The organism is Peribacillus deserti (genome assembly GCF_002863585.1).
In the GTDB taxonomy this organism is placed as follows: Bacteria; Bacillota; Bacilli; order Bacillales; family DSM-1321; genus Paraperibacillus; species Paraperibacillus deserti_A.
In genome coordinates, this window is sequence record NZ_PGUY01000011.1 from 1 (window position 1) to 15,856 (window position 15,856).

The following is a 15,856-nucleotide window of genomic DNA, read 5'->3' on the forward strand; positions in this document are numbered from 1 at the left end:
ACCGTTCTCCGCTTTTCTTGTTGTCTAGCTGCGAACTGACACCTTCGGTCATAAGCCAATCGGCATCAAAAGGCAAGAGAGGCCTTTCGCTGCCGCTTGATCTTATGCCTTTCAGGTGTCTGCTTTTCTAAAAAGTTTAGGTTTTCTTAAAGTGTAAGCTTCATCATTTTTGGTTTATATATGTTTTTTTAGAAAAGCACCGTTCTCCGCTTTTCTTGTTACTTTATATATTGCAGACTTTTCGGAAAGCTGGTTAATACTTCAAAGCCGTTTTCTGTAACCAGGATGTCATCTTCAATCCTGACGCCTGCTACACCGGGGACATAAATACCCGGTTCAATGGTGAAGACCATGCCCGGCTTTAGTACAAGGTCATTCGTTTCTGTCAAGGAAGGATATTCATGAACACTAATGCCCAGTCCGTGTCCGAGACGGTGGGGGAAGTAGTCTCCGTATCCAAGATCCCGGATTATATTTCTGGCTGTTAAGTCGAGCTCGGCGCAGGTTACGCCAGGTCTGCATGCTTCTACTGCAGCGAGCTCTGCCTTACGTACCGTTTCGTAAATTTCTATTTGTTTTTCCGTCAGATCCCCAAAGGCTACGGTCCGGGTAATGTCTGAACAATATCCTTGGTAGACAACGCCCAGGTCAAATAATACTAAATCGCCTTTTTGGATTTTAGTTTTTCCCGGAGTGCCATGCGGTGATGCCCCATTTGCACCTGTCAATACCATTGTGGAAAACGCCATTTCGTTAATGCCGGCTTTTTTGAGTTCGAATTCAATGGCCGCGAGCACATCCAGCTCGGTTTTACCTTCAGCAATTTCATTTACTCCCGTTTCAACAGCAAAGTCAGCAAGCCTTGCCGCTTCCCGGATTAAGGCCAATTCACTTTCATCCTTAACCATACGCAGTTCACGCAGGCATCCTTCAGCTGAGATAAGCTGCGGACGTGAGAAGAGAGCCTGAGTCTGTTCATAGCGTTCCACATTCATGTGTTCCTTTTCAACCGCCATTGCAGTCACTTCAACATTTCTCTTTTCAACAGCTTTCCGGATCATATCCCATGGGTTTTCAATGTCTGTATAGCCGATGATTTCAAAGTTCCAGCCAGAATTCTTTGCATCTTCCTTCTCCATCAAAGGGCAGACTAAAAAGGGTTCAGCATCTGGAAATATACCTAGTGCCAGAAGTCGTTCATGAGGGTTGCTGCGGAAACCGCTTAGATAAAATACATTATCAGAGGAAGTTATAAAACCAAAGGGGATATCCTTTGATTTGAGCCAATCCTGAAAGTTAACAATACGTTTGTTCATTTGTATGTACCTCCTTTGAAAAATTTACTTATCGCTGATATGTAAAATACTGTGGGTAAAGCCTGCTTTCCTTTATGAGATTAACAGTCTTAAATTAGAATGTAAACTGTTAGACAATGGTAGAATGAGGGTATACGTAAATGAATTACTGCGTATTCTGGTTTTTATTAGAAAGGGGTTGTAATGATATGAAAGTATCTTTTCATGGGCACTCAGTAGTTAAAGTTGAAACACAGGGGAAAACCATTTTATTTGATCCATTTATTACCGGTAATGGGCTTACCGATCTATCTGTAGAGGACATTAAGCCGGATGTTATAATCTTAACACACGGTCATGGGGATCATCTTGGTGATACAGTCCAGCTTGCAAAAGAGAATGATTCATTAGTCATTGCAAACGCTGAATTGAGTACATATTTAAGCTGGCAGGGAGTCAGGACGCATGGCATGTCAATCGGCGGGGCTTATAAATTTGACTTTGGAAAGGTAAAACTCACTCAGGCCTTTCATGGTACAGGGTTTACAACAGAAAATAAAGAAATCATTTATTTAGGGATGCCTGCAGGAGTTTTATTGATGGCGGAAGGAAAAACAGTATTCCATGCAGGTGATACTGGATTATTCGGAGATATGAAACTAATTGGAGAACGCCATCCTATCGATCTTGCATTTCTGCCGATTGGGGATAATTATACAATGGGGCCAGAAGATGCAGCACTTGCTGCGAAGTTTCTTGGGGCAAAGCAGGTGGTTCCGATGCATTATAATACCTTCCCGCAGATTAAACAAGATCCGCAAAGCTTTATCGATATGCTGGAAGGGAAAAATGGCAAAGTGCTGCAGCCGGGAGAAAGTATTGAGTTGTGATGTGACAGGAAGTCCTTATTATGGACACTCTAAGGCTGCCGAGATAATCTCGGCGGCCTTGTTTATTTCTTTAAGCGAAAATAATAGAATCCCGCTCGGCAATCAGCATATTCATTGGAAGAAAAGCATAAAGGCAGCAGGATAAGCATTGAATGAAGAGAGACAAGCATAAACGTTGAAATCATAAGCATAAAACCTAAAAACATAAGCATAAATCGTCTGAACATAAGCATATTTCCCTGAAAGTTAAGCATAAGCCATTCTGCAGCATTTTACTTCGTTTCCAAAACGTTTGCATTCAGGAGCTGGCACCTGCCGTTTATATAAAAACGAACTGAAGGTTACGGTTAAGCCACTAAAAATAGCTGTTTTCCGATAAAAAACGCTCTTGCAGCCGCAGGTGAGTATTCAAAAATGACAAAAAATCAGCGGAAATCGAATAAGTTCAACGCTGGGCAGAATCGTATAAGCAATATTACATTTACATAAACCTCGAAAATACCTGCAAAATATCAAACAGTTTATATCCTTGCGTACTATCGACCAATAAACCATTGCACAATGAAAAGACCAGCTTTCTTCAGAAGCCGGGAGTGCCTTTTTAAGCGGCACCCTTTTTGCTTGGGCTGCCTTAGTCAATTTTTATGGGTGAGCTGCATATAATATCTAAAGCTTGTCATTATTTTTTAGGGAAGAGGGCTATAGATGAAACAAAGATATCTGCTTTGTTTATTGCTGTGCGGGGTTATGCTTTATTATCAAGTACCGCGGCTTGATTTAAATGGAGATGGTTTGGCCGGGATTTACAGCGGGATGTGGCTTTTGCTGGCTTTGTTTGTTGCAGCTGGGAATTTATCAGGAATCCTTTATTCACCTAAGAAACGAATGAGAGCTTCAGGAAGTAAGAGACGCGTCATGAAAAGAGTACGTAATTATTAATAGGTTCATTGAATAGAAATACTTTTCATTCTATAATGGGTGTTAATAAGTACCTAAAAAGGGTGAAAAGGTTGGCAACAAAACACGAACAGATTTTAAAATATATCGATGATCTCCCGGTTGGGGATAAAATATCGGTTAGACAGATTGCCAAAGCACTGGGAGTAAGTGAAGGGACCGCTTACCGTGCTATAAAAGATGCAGAAAACAAGGGCTACGTAAGTACGATAGAACGTGTGGGCACAATCCGGATTGAACGAAAAAAGAAAGAAAACATAGAAAAGCTGACATTTGCGGAAGTTGTTAACATTGTAGACGGACAGGTGCTCGGAGGAAAAGACGGCCTCCATAAAACTCTTAATAAATTTGTCATTGGCGCCATGAAGATAGATGCCATGATGAAATATACCGGAGCAGGAAACCTGCTGATTGTCGGAAATCGGGTTAACGCTCAGGAACTTGCTTTAAAAGCCGGGGCGGCCGTTTTGATTACAGGCGGTTTCGATACAGAAGAGCATGTGAAAAAACTGGCAGACGAGCTGGAGCTGCCTATCATTCTAAGCAGCTATGATTCCTTTACCGTTGCGACCATGATCAACAGGGCTATTTATGATCAGCTCATTAAAAAGGAAATCCTTCTTGTCGAGGATATATTAACACCGATAAGCGAGACTGCTTTTCTATCTTTAGATGATTCGGTAAGTAAATGGCATGAATTGAATAAAAGTACGAACCATAGCCGTTTTCCAGTGGTTGATTCTGCTTTCAAGGTTCAAGGAATGGTCACTTCCAAGGATATTATCGGAGTGGAGCTGCATGTTTCGATTGAGAAGGTTATGACCAAGAATCCCATGGCGGTAGGGGGAAAGACCAGTGTGGCTTCGAGTGCCCATATGATGGTGTGGGAGGGGATCGAATTGATCCCGGTAGTGGACGAAAGCCAGGTGCTGCAAGGGATTATCAGCAGGCAGGATGTTTTAAAGGCTCTGCAAATGATCCAAAGGCAGCCGCAGGTCGGCGAAACGATTGACGATGTGATTACAAGCCAGCTGGTAAGTGCAGGGATTCGGGTAAAGGGAGAAGATATTTACCGGTGTGAAGTGACTCCTCAGATGACCAACTATCTTGGCACCATATCCTACGGAGTATTTACAGCTCTCGTTACCGATGCGGCAAACAGGACGATGCGTGCATTCAAAAGAGGAGATCTTGTCATTGAGAATATCACCATCTACTTTATTAAGCCTGTACAAATGGACAGCATGATTGAAATTCACCCGAGGGTACTCGAAATTGGAAGAAAATTTGGAAAGATTGATATTGAAGTATATAATGAAGGAAGATTGGTTGGCAAAGCGATGATGATGTGCCAATTGTTTGACCGGACATAAATGCAAAAAGGCCGCAGGTGGAGGCGGCCTTTTCTTGTATCTTATGGTTTTAACTTCTGTATCCGGTCAATATTTTCTGTAAGGCAGCGGTTATTTTTTATAGCCATCCTCTGCCTCTTGAACCACAAATGGAAGATAATGCTTATATGATTTATAGCCGGCCCAAATGTTTATTCCCCCAAGCAGAATAAACACGCCTGCAACTATGTAGGTCACAGTCCCTGAATATAAAAAGAGCTGGTTTATGCCAAAGAGAACAACGAAAAGTCCAAGAGCCATCGAAGACTTGGTAGCGGTCCATTTTTTCTCAGCAGGCTTTTGGGTGCGTACATATTTAATTTTGAAATAAAGATAGAAAGAAAACGTAATAACAATCAGAACAACTAAAACAGGCAATGTGCACTCCTCCGATGTGAAAGTAGTCCCATTCATTTTACCTGTTATAAGTGTCAAATTCTAGCGTTTATCGTGCTTGTTGCTTAAATTGACATATTTGAAAATAAAGGAGTTTCCAAATGAAAGCAGAAATATTAGAAACCATAAAAGCTTACGAAACCATTATCCTTCATAGACATGTCCGGCCTGATCCAGATGCTTATGGATCACAATGCGGGCTGGCAGAGATTTTAAGAACCTCATTTCCTGAGAAGAAGATCTATACAGTTGGCAGAGAGGAAGAATCCCTTCAGTATTTGGCGGGACTGGACCAAATTTCCGATGATACATATACAGATGCCCTTGTAATTGTGTGCGATACAGCCAATCAGGCAAGAATCTGTGATACTCGTTACACTCTAGGAGCGAAGCTGATTAAAATTGATCATCATCCCAATGAAGACCGTTACGGTGACATGCTGTGGGTGGATACAAATGCAAGCTCCTGCAGTGAAATGATCTATGAATTCTATTTATTCGGCAAAGACAAGGGCTTAAAGCTCTCGGACAAAGCGGCACGGCTCCTCTTTGCTGGGATAGTCGGAGATACGGGGAGATTCCTATATCCAAGCACATCGAATAAAACTTTCAGCTACGTGGGTGAACTGATCACGTATAACTTTAACAGGACCGAATTATTTAACGATATGTATGATGTGCCAGAAAGTGTAGTACGCCTGCAAGGATATGTACTCCAGCATTTTGAATTGAAGCCGGAAGGTGTAGGCAAGCTGGTCATCAAGAAGGACATTCTGGAAAAATTCCAGGTGAAAGTATCCGAAGCATCACAGCTGGTAAGCTCTCTGGGCAGCGTCCAGAACCTGAAGGCATGGGCTTTCTTCATCGAGGAAGAGGACAACATCCGAGTAAGACTGCGTTCAAAAGGACCGGTCATCAACGGAATTGCGAGAAAGTACAATGGCGGCGGCCATCCGCTGGCCTCGGGTGCATCCATCCATTCGTGGGATGAAGTGGATTCCGTTGTTAATGATTTAATTGAAGTCTGTAAAGAATACACGAAATAAAAATCCAGGCACCTGAAGAACGGGTGCCTGATTTTTGTGAAATAATTAAGCCGGCAACGGGGACAAGCCTTCCCTTGTACCCTCTTAGATCGCACTCACCTTACCTGCTTCAATTTAACCTCTAGTTTCAGAGTCGTGTAATAGAGGACTTCTGAGACTTCCAGCATGTATTTCTTTTTGTTTATTTCAAGAACCTTATTTTCTATTGATTTTTTCAATAGAGATCTTGCTTCGTAGACGGTTTCTAAGTCCTTTGATAATAGGGTAGAGTTTAGATCATCCTGGATTTTTTCTACCGCTTCGGCGACACTGAGGCGGTCGATTTTGTAGAGATGAAAATTGGTAACGGTGACTTTGACTTCTTGGATGGTGAGCCTCTCCAGGTTTTTATCATTGAGTTTGTTATAGTCTTCTTCCCACAGGGCATTTTCTTCTTCTAGATCTTTGATGTATTCACCCTGTTTGTGCAGTTTCTGGATGAGCTTTTCCTGCATGATGCTATGCATATAAAAGAACATAAGCCAGCTGATGATACCGCCTGCGGCTGCTCCGGCAAAAAAACGCTGCCAGAGAGGGGATTTGAAATAGAGGGGGATTCTCATTGTGATATATTCTGCTGTGTCAGCCAGTTTATGACAGTTGCTCCTGTCTGTGCACCGGCAAGAGCTGAAAGGATCAGCAGGATTTGTTTGACAATATCTTTTGTTTCTCCATGAAAAATACCCCGCTCAAAGGAATAGACGGTATCAAAGGTTCCCCCGATTGCAGCTATAATGGCCCAAATCCTTAGAGAGTCAGCCAGCCTGTAGACCACAGTAAGGGGGGGCTGTTCCGTAAAAAAGGCTCCAAGCGCACCGATTAATGCTCCACCAAGCAAAACACCAAGGGATATAAAGTAACTGTTAACAAACGCCGGAAAAAATGCTTCTTTCATCAGTGATCAGCCCTTAAAATTGAATTATGGTTACTACTTATATATGGACAATCCCGTAAAGATATGTTCAAAAGAGTTAAACAGCTTGGCGGTAATATGAGAACATATTTTCTTTTTTTTCGTTAAACCTCTATAATTAAAGGGTCAAAGCCTTATTAAGGGTGGGAAAATAGATGGCTTTTATTCATCTTCATGTACAAAGCGCATACAGCCTGTTATCAGGCACTGCAAGCGTCAAGGATCTGGTTGCAGGCGCGAAGGCTAAGAACTATGAGGCGCTTGCCCTTACAGATAGAAACGCTATGTATGGAGTAATAGATTTTTATAAAGAATGCCTAAAGCAGAAAATTAAACCGATTATTGGACTGACTGCTGATATATTGCATGATGACACGGGTGCTTTCCCTCTTGTACTGCTCGCAAAGAACAATAAGGGGTACCAAAATCTCCTTAAAATCAGCAGTGCCATCAAAACAAAATCTCCTGAAGGACTTCCTCTAAAATGGCTGAAGGCTTATTCAGAAGGATTAACTGCAATCACTCCAGGCAGAGAAGGCATAATCGAAACCTTGCTGCTCAGGGACGAAAAAGAAAATGCCCTGAGTCACTTATTCAAGTTTAAATCGATCTTTGAGGAGCAGTCGTTTTATATGGCTGTTCACCGGACTGGGCGGAATGAAGAAGAGAGACTGAACAAAATGCTTGTGGCCCTGTCACACGAAACAGACACCGATCTTGCAGCCGGGAACCCCGTATATTACCTCGAAAGGTCAGATTCTCTTGCTTTAGAGGTGCTCCTGGCTATTAGAAATGGCGAAAAGCTCAGCGATGAAAATCGGCATAAATTAGATACAGATGAAAACTATTTAAAAGGCAAAGCTGAAATGGCTGAATTATTCCATGACCTGCCTGAAGCCTTGGAAAATACAATCCGGATTGGTGAGAGCTGCAATGTCCTCATAGAATTTAACCGAAAGCTGCTTCCTAAATATACGGTGGACAGAGACAGAACCGCAGATGAGATGCTTGAGGCCTGTTGTGAGGAAGGATTCAGGGAAAGATACCCCGACTCAGCCCCTGGACACCGGCAAAGGCTGAGATATGAACTTGAAATCATCAAGAAAATGAATTTCAGTGATTATTTCCTGATTGTTTGGGATTTTATGAGATTTGCAAGAACACAGAACATCTTAACGGGTCCTGGCCGTGGGTCTGCGGCAGGGAGCATGGTGGCTTATGTATTAAGGATTACAGATGTTGACCCGTTGGAACATGGGCTGTTATTTGAGAGGTTTTTAAATCCAGAGCGTATCTCCATGCCGGATATTGACATTGATTTCCCGGACACAAGAAGGGATGAAGTGATCTCCTATGTGGCTAAAAAGTACGGAGAACTTCATGTTGCACAGATTATAACTTTTGGGACGATGGCTGCTAAAGCTGCTCTCAGGGATGTAGGACGAGTTTTCGGATTGAACCAGAAAGAGCTGGAGGGATTGTCCCGCATGATTCCTAGCCGCCTCGGCATCACTTTGGAAGCAGCGTTGAAGGAATCCAAACATTTACAAAATTTTGTAAACGAAAATGAGTTTAACCGGAATCTATTCCAGACTGCATTGAAGCTGGAAGGGCTGCCGAGACATACGTCTACACATGCAGCCGGCATTGTTATCTCAGATAAGCCCCTGACTGAGCTCATACCTATTCAGGAAGGGCAGGAAGCGATCCATCTTACTCAGTTCCCGATGGAAAATCTGGAAGAACTGGGAATGCTGAAAATGGACTTTCTTGGGTTGAGAAATTTAACACTTATAGAAAATACTCTCGAGATGATTCAAAAGGGGACGGGGAAGCGGCCGCGGCTTGATGAAATTCCATTACAGGATTCTGATACATTTGCACTCCTTGGAAAAGGGGAAACTACAGGGGTGTTCCAGCTGGAATCGGAGGGAATGCGAAATGTGCTTACAAAGCTTAAGCCGACCCGATTCGAGGACATTGTTGCGGTGAATGCTTTATACCGTCCGGGACCGATGGAGAATATCCCCCTGTTCATTGATCGAAAACATGGAATTCAACCTCTTGAATATCCTCATATCGATTTAGAGCCCATTCTCAAGCCCACATACGGGGTAATCGTGTATCAGGAACAAATTATGCAGATTGCTGCAAAGATGGCAGGTTTTTCGCTGGGGGAAGCGGATTTATTAAGAAGGGCTGTATCCAAGAAGAAAAAAGATGTATTAGACAGGGAGCGGGCCCACTTCGTTGAAGGGGCAGGAAGGCAAGGATATGAAGAAAACGCAGCAAATGAGATCTATGATCTAATTGTCCGGTTTGCCAATTATGGATTTAATAGAAGCCATGCGGTTGCGTATAGTATCATTGCTTACCAGCTCGCGTATTTAAAGGCACATCATTTCCATTATTTTATGGCTGCTCTTTTGACTTCTGTGGTTGGGAACGAAGACAAAATTGCCCAGTATATAAGAGAAATGAAATCGAAAGGAATTGAAGTGCTGCCTCCCTCAATTAATAGGAGCCATTTCGCTTTTAAGCCTGAAGCACAGGGGATCCGGTACAGTATAGCAGCCATTAAGGGAATAGGAGCTGCTGCTATACGGGAAATTTTTCAAGCTCGAAGGAAAAAGCCCTTTGAAGATCTTTTTGACTTTTGTCTGCGTGTCTCTTCCAAGGCAGTTAACCGGAAATCATTAGAAGCACTGGTCCATTCAGGTGCCTTTGATGAGTTTGGTGAAGACAGAGCTACTCTTCTTGCGAGCCTCGATGTTGCATTGGAGCATAACGAGCTGGTGAATCCAGATGACGATCAGTTCGACCTCTTTGCTAACAGTGAATTTACATTAAAGCCAAAATATCTTCGAGTGGAACCGATCCGCACTCTGGATAAGCTTGAGCTCGAAAAGCAGGCTCTAGGCCTCTACTTATCGGATCATCCCGTTACTCCATTTAAAAAGCTATTTCACTATTTCGGTTCCATTTCCATACATGAGGCAGTGGAGAGGGAAGTGAAAAAAGGGTATGTCCCCGCATATATAACAGAGGTGAAAACAATCCGCACAAAGAAAGGTGAAACGATGGCATTCCTATCGGTAAGCGATGAAACAGGAGACCTGGAATGTGTTGTATTCCCGAACGTTTACCGGAAGAAATCGCTTCAGTACAAAAAGGGAAATGTGTTCATGCTGCATGGTTCGGTTGAAACTAAGGACGGAAAAAAACAGCTTATTGTTGAAGATTCTTATTCAATTGAAGATTTAGAGAGACATACAAATGAAGAGGCGTACCGCTTGTTTATCAAAGTAGAAAAAGATAAGCATACGAAACAACTGTTGACTAGGATTAAAAAGCTTCTGCAGAATCACAAAGGCCTGACCAAGGTTGTTCTTTATTATGAGAAAGAAGACCGTTATGTTCAGCTGCCAATGGATCAATGGATTAGCGCGGGCGAAGGATGTCTAAGACAGCTTGGACAATTAGTAGGTCCTGATAATGTAGTTTTAAAAAAACGCTAAACCTTTACAAGCATTTAAGATATGTTATAGTAAACAAGAGAAAATGTGGTCAGACCACTTTACTGCAGAAGATCAGTTACGACTTCTTTATTATCTGAGGAGTGAATCCAAGTTGACATTGAGAGAAGAAGCATTGCACATGCACCGAATAAATCAGGGCAAGTTAGAGACAGTTTCCAAAGTCCCTGTAAGAAACGCTGATGACCTGAGCCTGGCATATTCACCAGGTGTAGCAGAGCCCTGCAAAGCTATATATGATAAGCCTGAAACAGTATATGAATATACCATGAAGGGAAATACTGTAGCTGTTGTTACAGACGGGACTGCTGTACTTGGTCTCGGGAACATTGGCCCTGAGGCTGCAATGCCAGTTATGGAGGGAAAAGCGGTTCTTTTTAAAAGCTTTGCCGGAGTGGATGCATTTCCTATTTGTTTAAATACAAATGATGTCGATAAAATCGTTGAAACAGTTAAGCTGCTAGAGCCGACCTTTGGCGGAGTTAATTTAGAAGATATTGCAGCACCTAATTGCTTTGTGATTGAAGAGCGCCTAAAAAAAGAAACGAATATTCCCATCTTTCATGATGACCAGCACGGGACCGCAATTGTTACCGCAGCAGGCCTGGTAAATGCCCTAAAGATTACTGGCAGGACCATGTCTGAAATCAAGGTGGTTGCCAACGGCGCTGGTGCTGCGGGGATTGCCATAATCAAGCTTTTGTATTCATATGGAGTGAGGGATATCATTATGTGCGACTCCAGAGGCGCCATTTATGAAGGCCGGCCATTCGGTATGAATGCTGTCAAGGAATCCGTAGCCAAATTTACGAACCGGGAAAAGCAGGGCGGTACCCTAAAAGAGGTTATTAGCGGTTCTGATGTATTTGTAGGTGTTTCTGTCGCAGGTGCATTGACGAAAGAAATGGTTGAGAGCATGAATCCGGATCCCATTATCTTTGCCATGGCCAATCCTGTACCTGAGATTATGCCCGAAGAAGCGAAACTCGCCGGGGCGAAAATTGTGGGAACGGGCCGTTCTGATTTTCCAAACCAGGTCAACAATGTTTTAGCATTTCCAGGTATATTCAGAGGAGCCCTGGATGTACGGGCTACACATATCAATGAAAAAATGAAAGTGGCGGCAGTAGAGGCGATTGCAGGTCTGATCAGCGACGATGAGCTGCAGGCTGATTATGTGATTCCGGCTCCTTTTGATCCAAGAGTGGCTCCAGAAGTAGCCGCTGCTGTAGCAAGGGCAGCAATGGAAACAGGAGTGGCGCGTATAAAAGTGGATCCTGAAGAAATCAAAGAAAAAACACGCCAGCTTTCATCTATTGACAAAGATGAATGATAACCGTGCGGATTCAGTTAAAAATAAACAGTCAAAGATCTACCTGGATATTGTAGAAGAATTGAGGCTGATGATCCAGGCCGACGGATTGCTGCCAGGTGATAAAATACCTTCTGAAAGGGAACTTTCTGAGCGCCTTCAAGTAGGGCGCTCTTCCGTAAGGGAAGCTCTACGCTCTCTGGAGCTCCTTGGCCTGATCGAGACAAGGCGCGGAGAAGGAACCTTCATTAAAGTCTTTCAGGAACATCGATTGGTGGAATTACTTGGAGCCTTTTTTCTGCTCGATGAAAATTCCAGGAACAATTTAAGCGAAACTAAAATATTATTAGAACAGGCATGTCTTCAAGGTGTTGTGAATAAAGCAGCGCAGGCTGACATAGAGGATATGATTCAGTGGGCGAAAACCCAAGACTTTGATGATGAAGCTTTCTTTCAAAGGGTTTTTCAGATAAACCCTAATCATTTATTGGAAAGAATATGGATTGTTGTCAATAGCTATGAAAAATCAGCCGGCGGGCCAAACCGGAAGGCTCCAAAACAGCTTTATGTGGAGTTGCTGCACGCTCTTATGCACAAGGACTCGGATGAGATAGACAGAATTTATTCAAAAGGGATAAGATTGTCGGACAAAAGTTGACAGTTCAAGTAGTTGATATCTTCGCCAAATAATCCGCGGACGAGCACTATAATATCTTGTTGTAGTAATAATAAGGAGACGCTTTTAATGCGGCTGAAAGTTTAGGGGAGGTTACATCATTGATAAAGGATTTATTTTCAAAATCTAAAAAGAAAAAGTATGCTACCATCCCTTCAGAGCAAAGCAGACATGAAGTACCAGAAGGGATTATGACAAAGTGTCCTAAATGTAAGAAAATCATGTACACCAAGGAGCTGCTTAAAAATCTTAAGGTTTGTATGCATTGCGGATTCCATCATCCTATGAAATCATCAGAACGAATAGAGATCCTGTTTGATCCGGAAAGCTTTACAGAGCTTGATAAAGATATGGTTACTGTCAATCCTCTGGACTTTCCCGGATATGAGGAAAAAATTAAGTCAGATGCCGAGAAATCCGGTATTAATGAGGCAGTTGTTACAGGGACCGGTAAAATAAACGGACATGCTGTTACAGCGGCGATCATGGATGCAAGCTTTCGTATGGGAAGTATGGGTTCTGTAGTCGGTGAAAAAATTACGAGAGCCGTCGAAAAAGCTGATGAACTTGGTGTGCCTTTTGTTATTTTTACCGCTTCAGGCGGCGCCCGTATGCAGGAAGGTGTACTAAGCCTTATGCAGATGGCCAAAACCAGCGTTGCACTTAAGAGATTCGGCGAAAATGGCGGTCTTTATATCGTGGTCATGACCCACCCTACAACTGGAGGGGTATCGGCAAGTTTCGCCTCTATGGGGGATTATAATCTGGCAGAGCCAGGGGCACTAATTGGATTTGCAGGCAGGCGTATTATAGAGCAGACCATCCGGGAAGAGCTGCCGGAAGATTTTCAAACCAGTGAATTCTTATTAAAACATGGACAGCTGGATGGGGTAGTTCACAGGCATGAGCTTAAGGGTACGCTTGAAAATATATTGGATATTCATTCGCCGGGCGGTGAGCTATAGATGGTAGGAGAATTAGAGTTCGAAAAACCGATAGTAGAGCTTAAAAGTAAGATAGAGGATTTAAGAAAATTGACACAAGAGGCAGATGTGGACTTATCCTCTGAAATTGAAAAGCTTGAGGGCAGGCTGGCCAAGCTTCAAACGGAGGTTTATAACAATATGCAGCCGTGGGACAGGGTCCAGGTGGCAAGGCACCCAGCCAGACCGACTACTCTTGATTATATATCACACATTTTTACTGATTTCTTTGAATGCCATGGTGACAGATACTTTGGTGATGATGCAGCAATCGTCGGTGGAATCGCTAAATTTCAGGGAATTCCAGTCACGGTTATCGGTCATCAGAGAGGCAAGGATACAAAAGATAACATCAAACGGAATTTTGGTATGCCTCATCCAGAGGGGAATCGAAAGGCTTTAAGGCTTATGAAACAGGCTGAGAAGTTTAACCGTCCTATTGTCTGCTTTATAGATACGAAAGGCGCTTATCCAGGAAAAGCAGCAGAAGAACGCGGACAGAGCGAGGCAATTGCCAGGAATATTTATGAAATGAGCGGTCTTAAAGTGCCGATCGTATGCATCGTCATTGGTGAAGGCGGAAGCGGCGGAGCCTTGGCGCTTGGAGTTGGAGACCACATTCTAATGCTTGAGAATTCCACTTACTCTGTCATCTCTCCTGAAGGGGCAGCTGCCTTACTTTGGAAAGACGCTTCATTGGCAAAGAGGGCTGCTGAAACAATGAAGATAACGGCACCTGATTTGAAAGAGCTTGGGGTCATAGATGGGATTATCCGGGAAGTGAGCGGAGGAGCCCATAAAGATGTTACAGAGCAGGCAGGATTTATTGAAGAGGAGCTTCGGAAAGCATTTGAAGGGCTTCAGGATCTTTCCAGTGATGAACTGGTTGAGCGAAGATACCAAAAATTCAAAAAGATCGGTGAATATTCGTTTTCGCATCAATATACAGGGGTAAAATAAAACGTGCATCTTTTTATGCACGTTCTCTTTTATTTTTATGAAAACTTTGCTAAACTGATATTTTGTAAATCAGGTATTTATATTTTATAATATGTACGTTATTTCACAAATTAAGGTTTACGAATTATGGCTGTTAATTAGAAACGGCTGCTCAGCCAAGTGTTTTTTATGCTTATTAAATGGTTTAAGGGTCCTATACCCGTTTTTATGCATAGAAAAACTGCAGGCCGCTTTTGTCCCGAGGTATTGTGCAGCCCGGTTTTTCAAATTTATAAGTTAGGTTTAGCACAAAATGTCTATACTATTTTTATATGAGAATTTTAGCTGCCTCAGCAGGGAGTTTATTGGAATAAATCTATCTTAGGTATAGCTGGCCAGGGCTGATCCTTATGTACATAAATAGGATGTCGGGACTAACAGGTAATATTGGTACCTGGCAGCATTGCCACAGCTGCTATTTTTTAATCGGGGTGATCTTTTTGAAGAGAATAGGTGTATTAACCAGTGGTGGAGATTCCCCTGGGATGAACGCCGCTGTACGTGCGGTTGTAAGAAAAGCAATTTTTCATGAAGTTGAAGTATATGGTATCTACCACGGCTACGAAGGGCTTATTAAAGGAGATATTAAGAAGCTTGAAATCGGTTCTGTAGGGGATATCATCCATCGCGGCGGTACCATGCTGTTCTCAGCCCGCTGCCCGGAAATGAAAACGGAAGAAGGACAGCTGAAGGCAATTGAACAGCTTAACAAGCACGGAATAGAAGGTCTTGTGGTTATTGGAGGCGATGGGTCTTACATGGGAGCCAAAGCGTTAACTGAACGAGGCTTTCCATGTGTAGGAGTGCCCGGTACGATCGATAACGACATCCCTGGAACTGAATTTACAATTGGCTTTGACACCGCTATTAATACGGTAATAGATGCAATTGATAAAATCAGGGATACTGCGACATCCCACAAAAGAACGTATGTTATTGAAGTAATGGGCCGTGATGCAGGTGATATCGCTCTTTGGGCGGGCCTGGCGGGCGGTGCTGAATCTATTTTAATCCCTGAATCTGCTGACGATATAAATGATGTTATTGCGCGTCTGAAACGAGGCCAGGACCGTGGTAAAAAACATAGTATCATCATTGTTGCTGAAGGTGTAGGAAGTGCCGTAGAAGTAGCTAAGAAGCTTGAAGAGCTTACGGATTTTGAAACACGGGTTTCTGTATTGGGTTACATTCAGCGGGGAGGCTCTCCGACTGTAGCTGATCGTGTTCTTGCGAGCAGACTGGGAGCCCAGGCTGTTTCACTGCTATTAGAAGGAAAAGGCGGCCGTGCTGTTGGAATCGAACAGAACAGGCTCGTGGATTATGATATTATCGAAGCATTGACTCAAAAGAAACACACGCTGGATCATCAGATGTTTGACTTATCTAAAGAGTTATCTATATAAAACTGAATTTGAGCAATATA

At 42.9% G+C, this 15,856-nt stretch carries 14 protein-coding genes; 10 read left to right on the forward strand and 4 right to left on the reverse strand.

Annotated features, from left to right (window positions below):
• Positions 1–218: 218 nt before the first annotated feature.
• Positions 219–1,316, reverse strand: coding sequence for a M24 family metallopeptidase (locus CUU66_RS03710; RefSeq protein WP_101640333.1), 1,098 nt, complete (start codon positions 1,314–1,316; stop codon positions 219–221).
• Between the two features lie 188 nt (positions 1,317–1,504).
• On the opposite strand from CUU66_RS03710, the gene CUU66_RS03715 reads away from it, so the two are divergent.
• From CUU66_RS03715 to CUU66_RS03730, 3 genes are all read left to right on the forward strand, one after another.
• Positions 1,505–2,185, forward strand: coding sequence for a metal-dependent hydrolase (locus CUU66_RS03715; protein ID WP_101640334.1), 681 nt, complete (start codon positions 1,505–1,507; stop codon positions 2,183–2,185).
• Positions 2,186–2,890: 705 nt separating this feature from the next.
• Positions 2,891–3,124: a hypothetical protein gene (locus tag CUU66_RS03725; RefSeq protein WP_101640336.1), complete on the forward strand. Its 234-nt coding sequence runs from the start codon at positions 2,891–2,893 to the stop codon at positions 3,122–3,124.
• Between the two features lie 71 nt (positions 3,125–3,195).
• Positions 3,196–4,515: a CBS domain-containing protein gene (locus CUU66_RS03730; RefSeq protein ID WP_101640337.1), complete on the forward strand. Its 1,320-nt coding sequence runs from the start codon at positions 3,196–3,198 to the stop codon at positions 4,513–4,515.
• A gap of 90 nt (positions 4,516–4,605) precedes the next feature.
• Here the strand turns inward: CUU66_RS03730 and CUU66_RS03735 are convergent, their stop codons facing one another.
• A complete protein-coding gene (locus tag CUU66_RS03735; protein ID WP_101640338.1) occupies positions 4,606–4,911 on the reverse strand; it encodes a YtpI family protein in 306 nt (101 codons plus the stop codon).
• 119 nt (positions 4,912–5,030) lie between these two features.
• On the opposite strand from CUU66_RS03735, the gene CUU66_RS03740 reads away from it, so the two are divergent.
• Positions 5,031–5,975: a DHH family phosphoesterase gene (locus CUU66_RS03740; RefSeq protein WP_101640339.1), complete on the forward strand. Its 945-nt coding sequence runs from the start codon at positions 5,031–5,033 to the stop codon at positions 5,973–5,975.
• A 95-nt stretch (positions 5,976–6,070) separates the two neighbouring features.
• Here CUU66_RS03740 and ytrI read toward each other — a convergent pair whose 3' ends face one another.
• Together ytrI and CUU66_RS03750 are read right to left on the reverse strand one after the other, a co-directional pair.
• Positions 6,071–6,577, reverse strand: a complete 507-nt coding sequence (gene ytrI, locus CUU66_RS03745) for a sporulation membrane protein YtrI (protein ID WP_101640340.1) — start codon at positions 6,575–6,577, stop codon at positions 6,071–6,073.
• Positions 6,574–6,909: a YtrH family sporulation protein gene (locus tag CUU66_RS03750; RefSeq protein WP_101640341.1), complete on the reverse strand. Its 336-nt coding sequence runs from the start codon at positions 6,907–6,909 to the stop codon at positions 6,574–6,576. Before CUU66_RS03750 ends, ytrI begins: the two co-directional genes overlap by 4 nt.
• Before the next feature lie 173 nt (positions 6,910–7,082).
• Here CUU66_RS03750 and dnaE point away from each other — a divergent pair, with 173 nt between their 5' ends.
• From dnaE to pfkA, 6 genes are all read left to right on the forward strand, one after another.
• Positions 7,083–10,445: a DNA polymerase III subunit alpha gene (gene dnaE, locus CUU66_RS03755; protein ID WP_101640342.1), complete on the forward strand. Its 3,363-nt coding sequence runs from the start codon at positions 7,083–7,085 to the stop codon at positions 10,443–10,445.
• A 112-nt stretch (positions 10,446–10,557) separates the two neighbouring features.
• Entirely contained in the window at positions 10,558–11,796 is a 1,239-nt protein-coding gene (locus CUU66_RS03760) for an NAD(P)-dependent malic enzyme (RefSeq protein ID WP_101640343.1), read from the forward strand.
• Positions 11,789–12,433 carry a FadR/GntR family transcriptional regulator gene (locus tag CUU66_RS03765; RefSeq protein WP_101640344.1) on the forward strand — a complete coding sequence of 215 codons (645 nt, stop codon included), beginning with the start codon at positions 11,789–11,791 and terminating at the stop codon, positions 12,431–12,433. Before CUU66_RS03760 ends, CUU66_RS03765 begins: the two co-directional genes overlap by 8 nt.
• Before the next feature lie 119 nt (positions 12,434–12,552).
• The gene (gene accD, locus CUU66_RS03770) at positions 12,553–13,416 is read left to right on the forward strand and encodes an acetyl-CoA carboxylase, carboxyltransferase subunit beta (protein WP_101640345.1); all 864 of its coding nucleotides are present in this window, start codon (positions 12,553–12,555) and stop codon (positions 13,414–13,416) included.
• Entirely contained in the window at positions 13,417–14,394 is a 978-nt protein-coding gene (gene accA, locus CUU66_RS03775; RefSeq protein WP_101640346.1) for an acetyl-CoA carboxylase carboxyl transferase subunit alpha, read from the forward strand.
• A 479-nt stretch (positions 14,395–14,873) separates the two neighbouring features.
• The gene (pfkA, locus tag CUU66_RS03780) at positions 14,874–15,836 is read left to right on the forward strand and encodes a 6-phosphofructokinase (protein ID WP_101640347.1); all 963 of its coding nucleotides are present in this window, start codon (positions 14,874–14,876) and stop codon (positions 15,834–15,836) included.
• Positions 15,837–15,856: the final 20 nt, after the last annotated feature.

Coding starts and splice junctions, on each gene's coding strand:
- CUU66_RS03710 (WP_101640333.1), bottom strand. CDS start 1,316: ATGAACAAACGTATTGTTAACTTTCAGGATTGGCTCAAATCAAAGGAT.
- CUU66_RS03715 (WP_101640334.1), top strand. CDS start 1,505: ATGAAAGTATCTTTTCATGGGCACTCAGTAGTTAAAGTTGAAACACAG.
- CUU66_RS03725 (WP_101640336.1), top strand. CDS start 2,891: ATGAAACAAAGATATCTGCTTTGTTTATTGCTGTGCGGGGTTATGCTT.
- CUU66_RS03740 (WP_101640339.1), top strand. CDS start 5,031: ATGAAAGCAGAAATATTAGAAACCATAAAAGCTTACGAAACCATTATC.
- ytrI (WP_101640340.1), bottom strand. CDS start 6,577: ATGAGAATCCCCCTCTATTTCAAATCCCCTCTCTGGCAGCGTTTTTTT.
- CUU66_RS03750 (WP_101640341.1), bottom strand. CDS start 6,909: ATGAAAGAAGCATTTTTTCCGGCGTTTGTTAACAGTTACTTTATATCC.
- dnaE (WP_101640342.1), top strand. CDS start 7,083: ATGGCTTTTATTCATCTTCATGTACAAAGCGCATACAGCCTGTTATCA.
- CUU66_RS03765 (WP_101640344.1), top strand. CDS start 11,789: ATGAATGATAACCGTGCGGATTCAGTTAAAAATAAACAGTCAAAGATC.
- accA (WP_101640346.1), top strand. CDS start 13,417: ATGGTAGGAGAATTAGAGTTCGAAAAACCGATAGTAGAGCTTAAAAGT.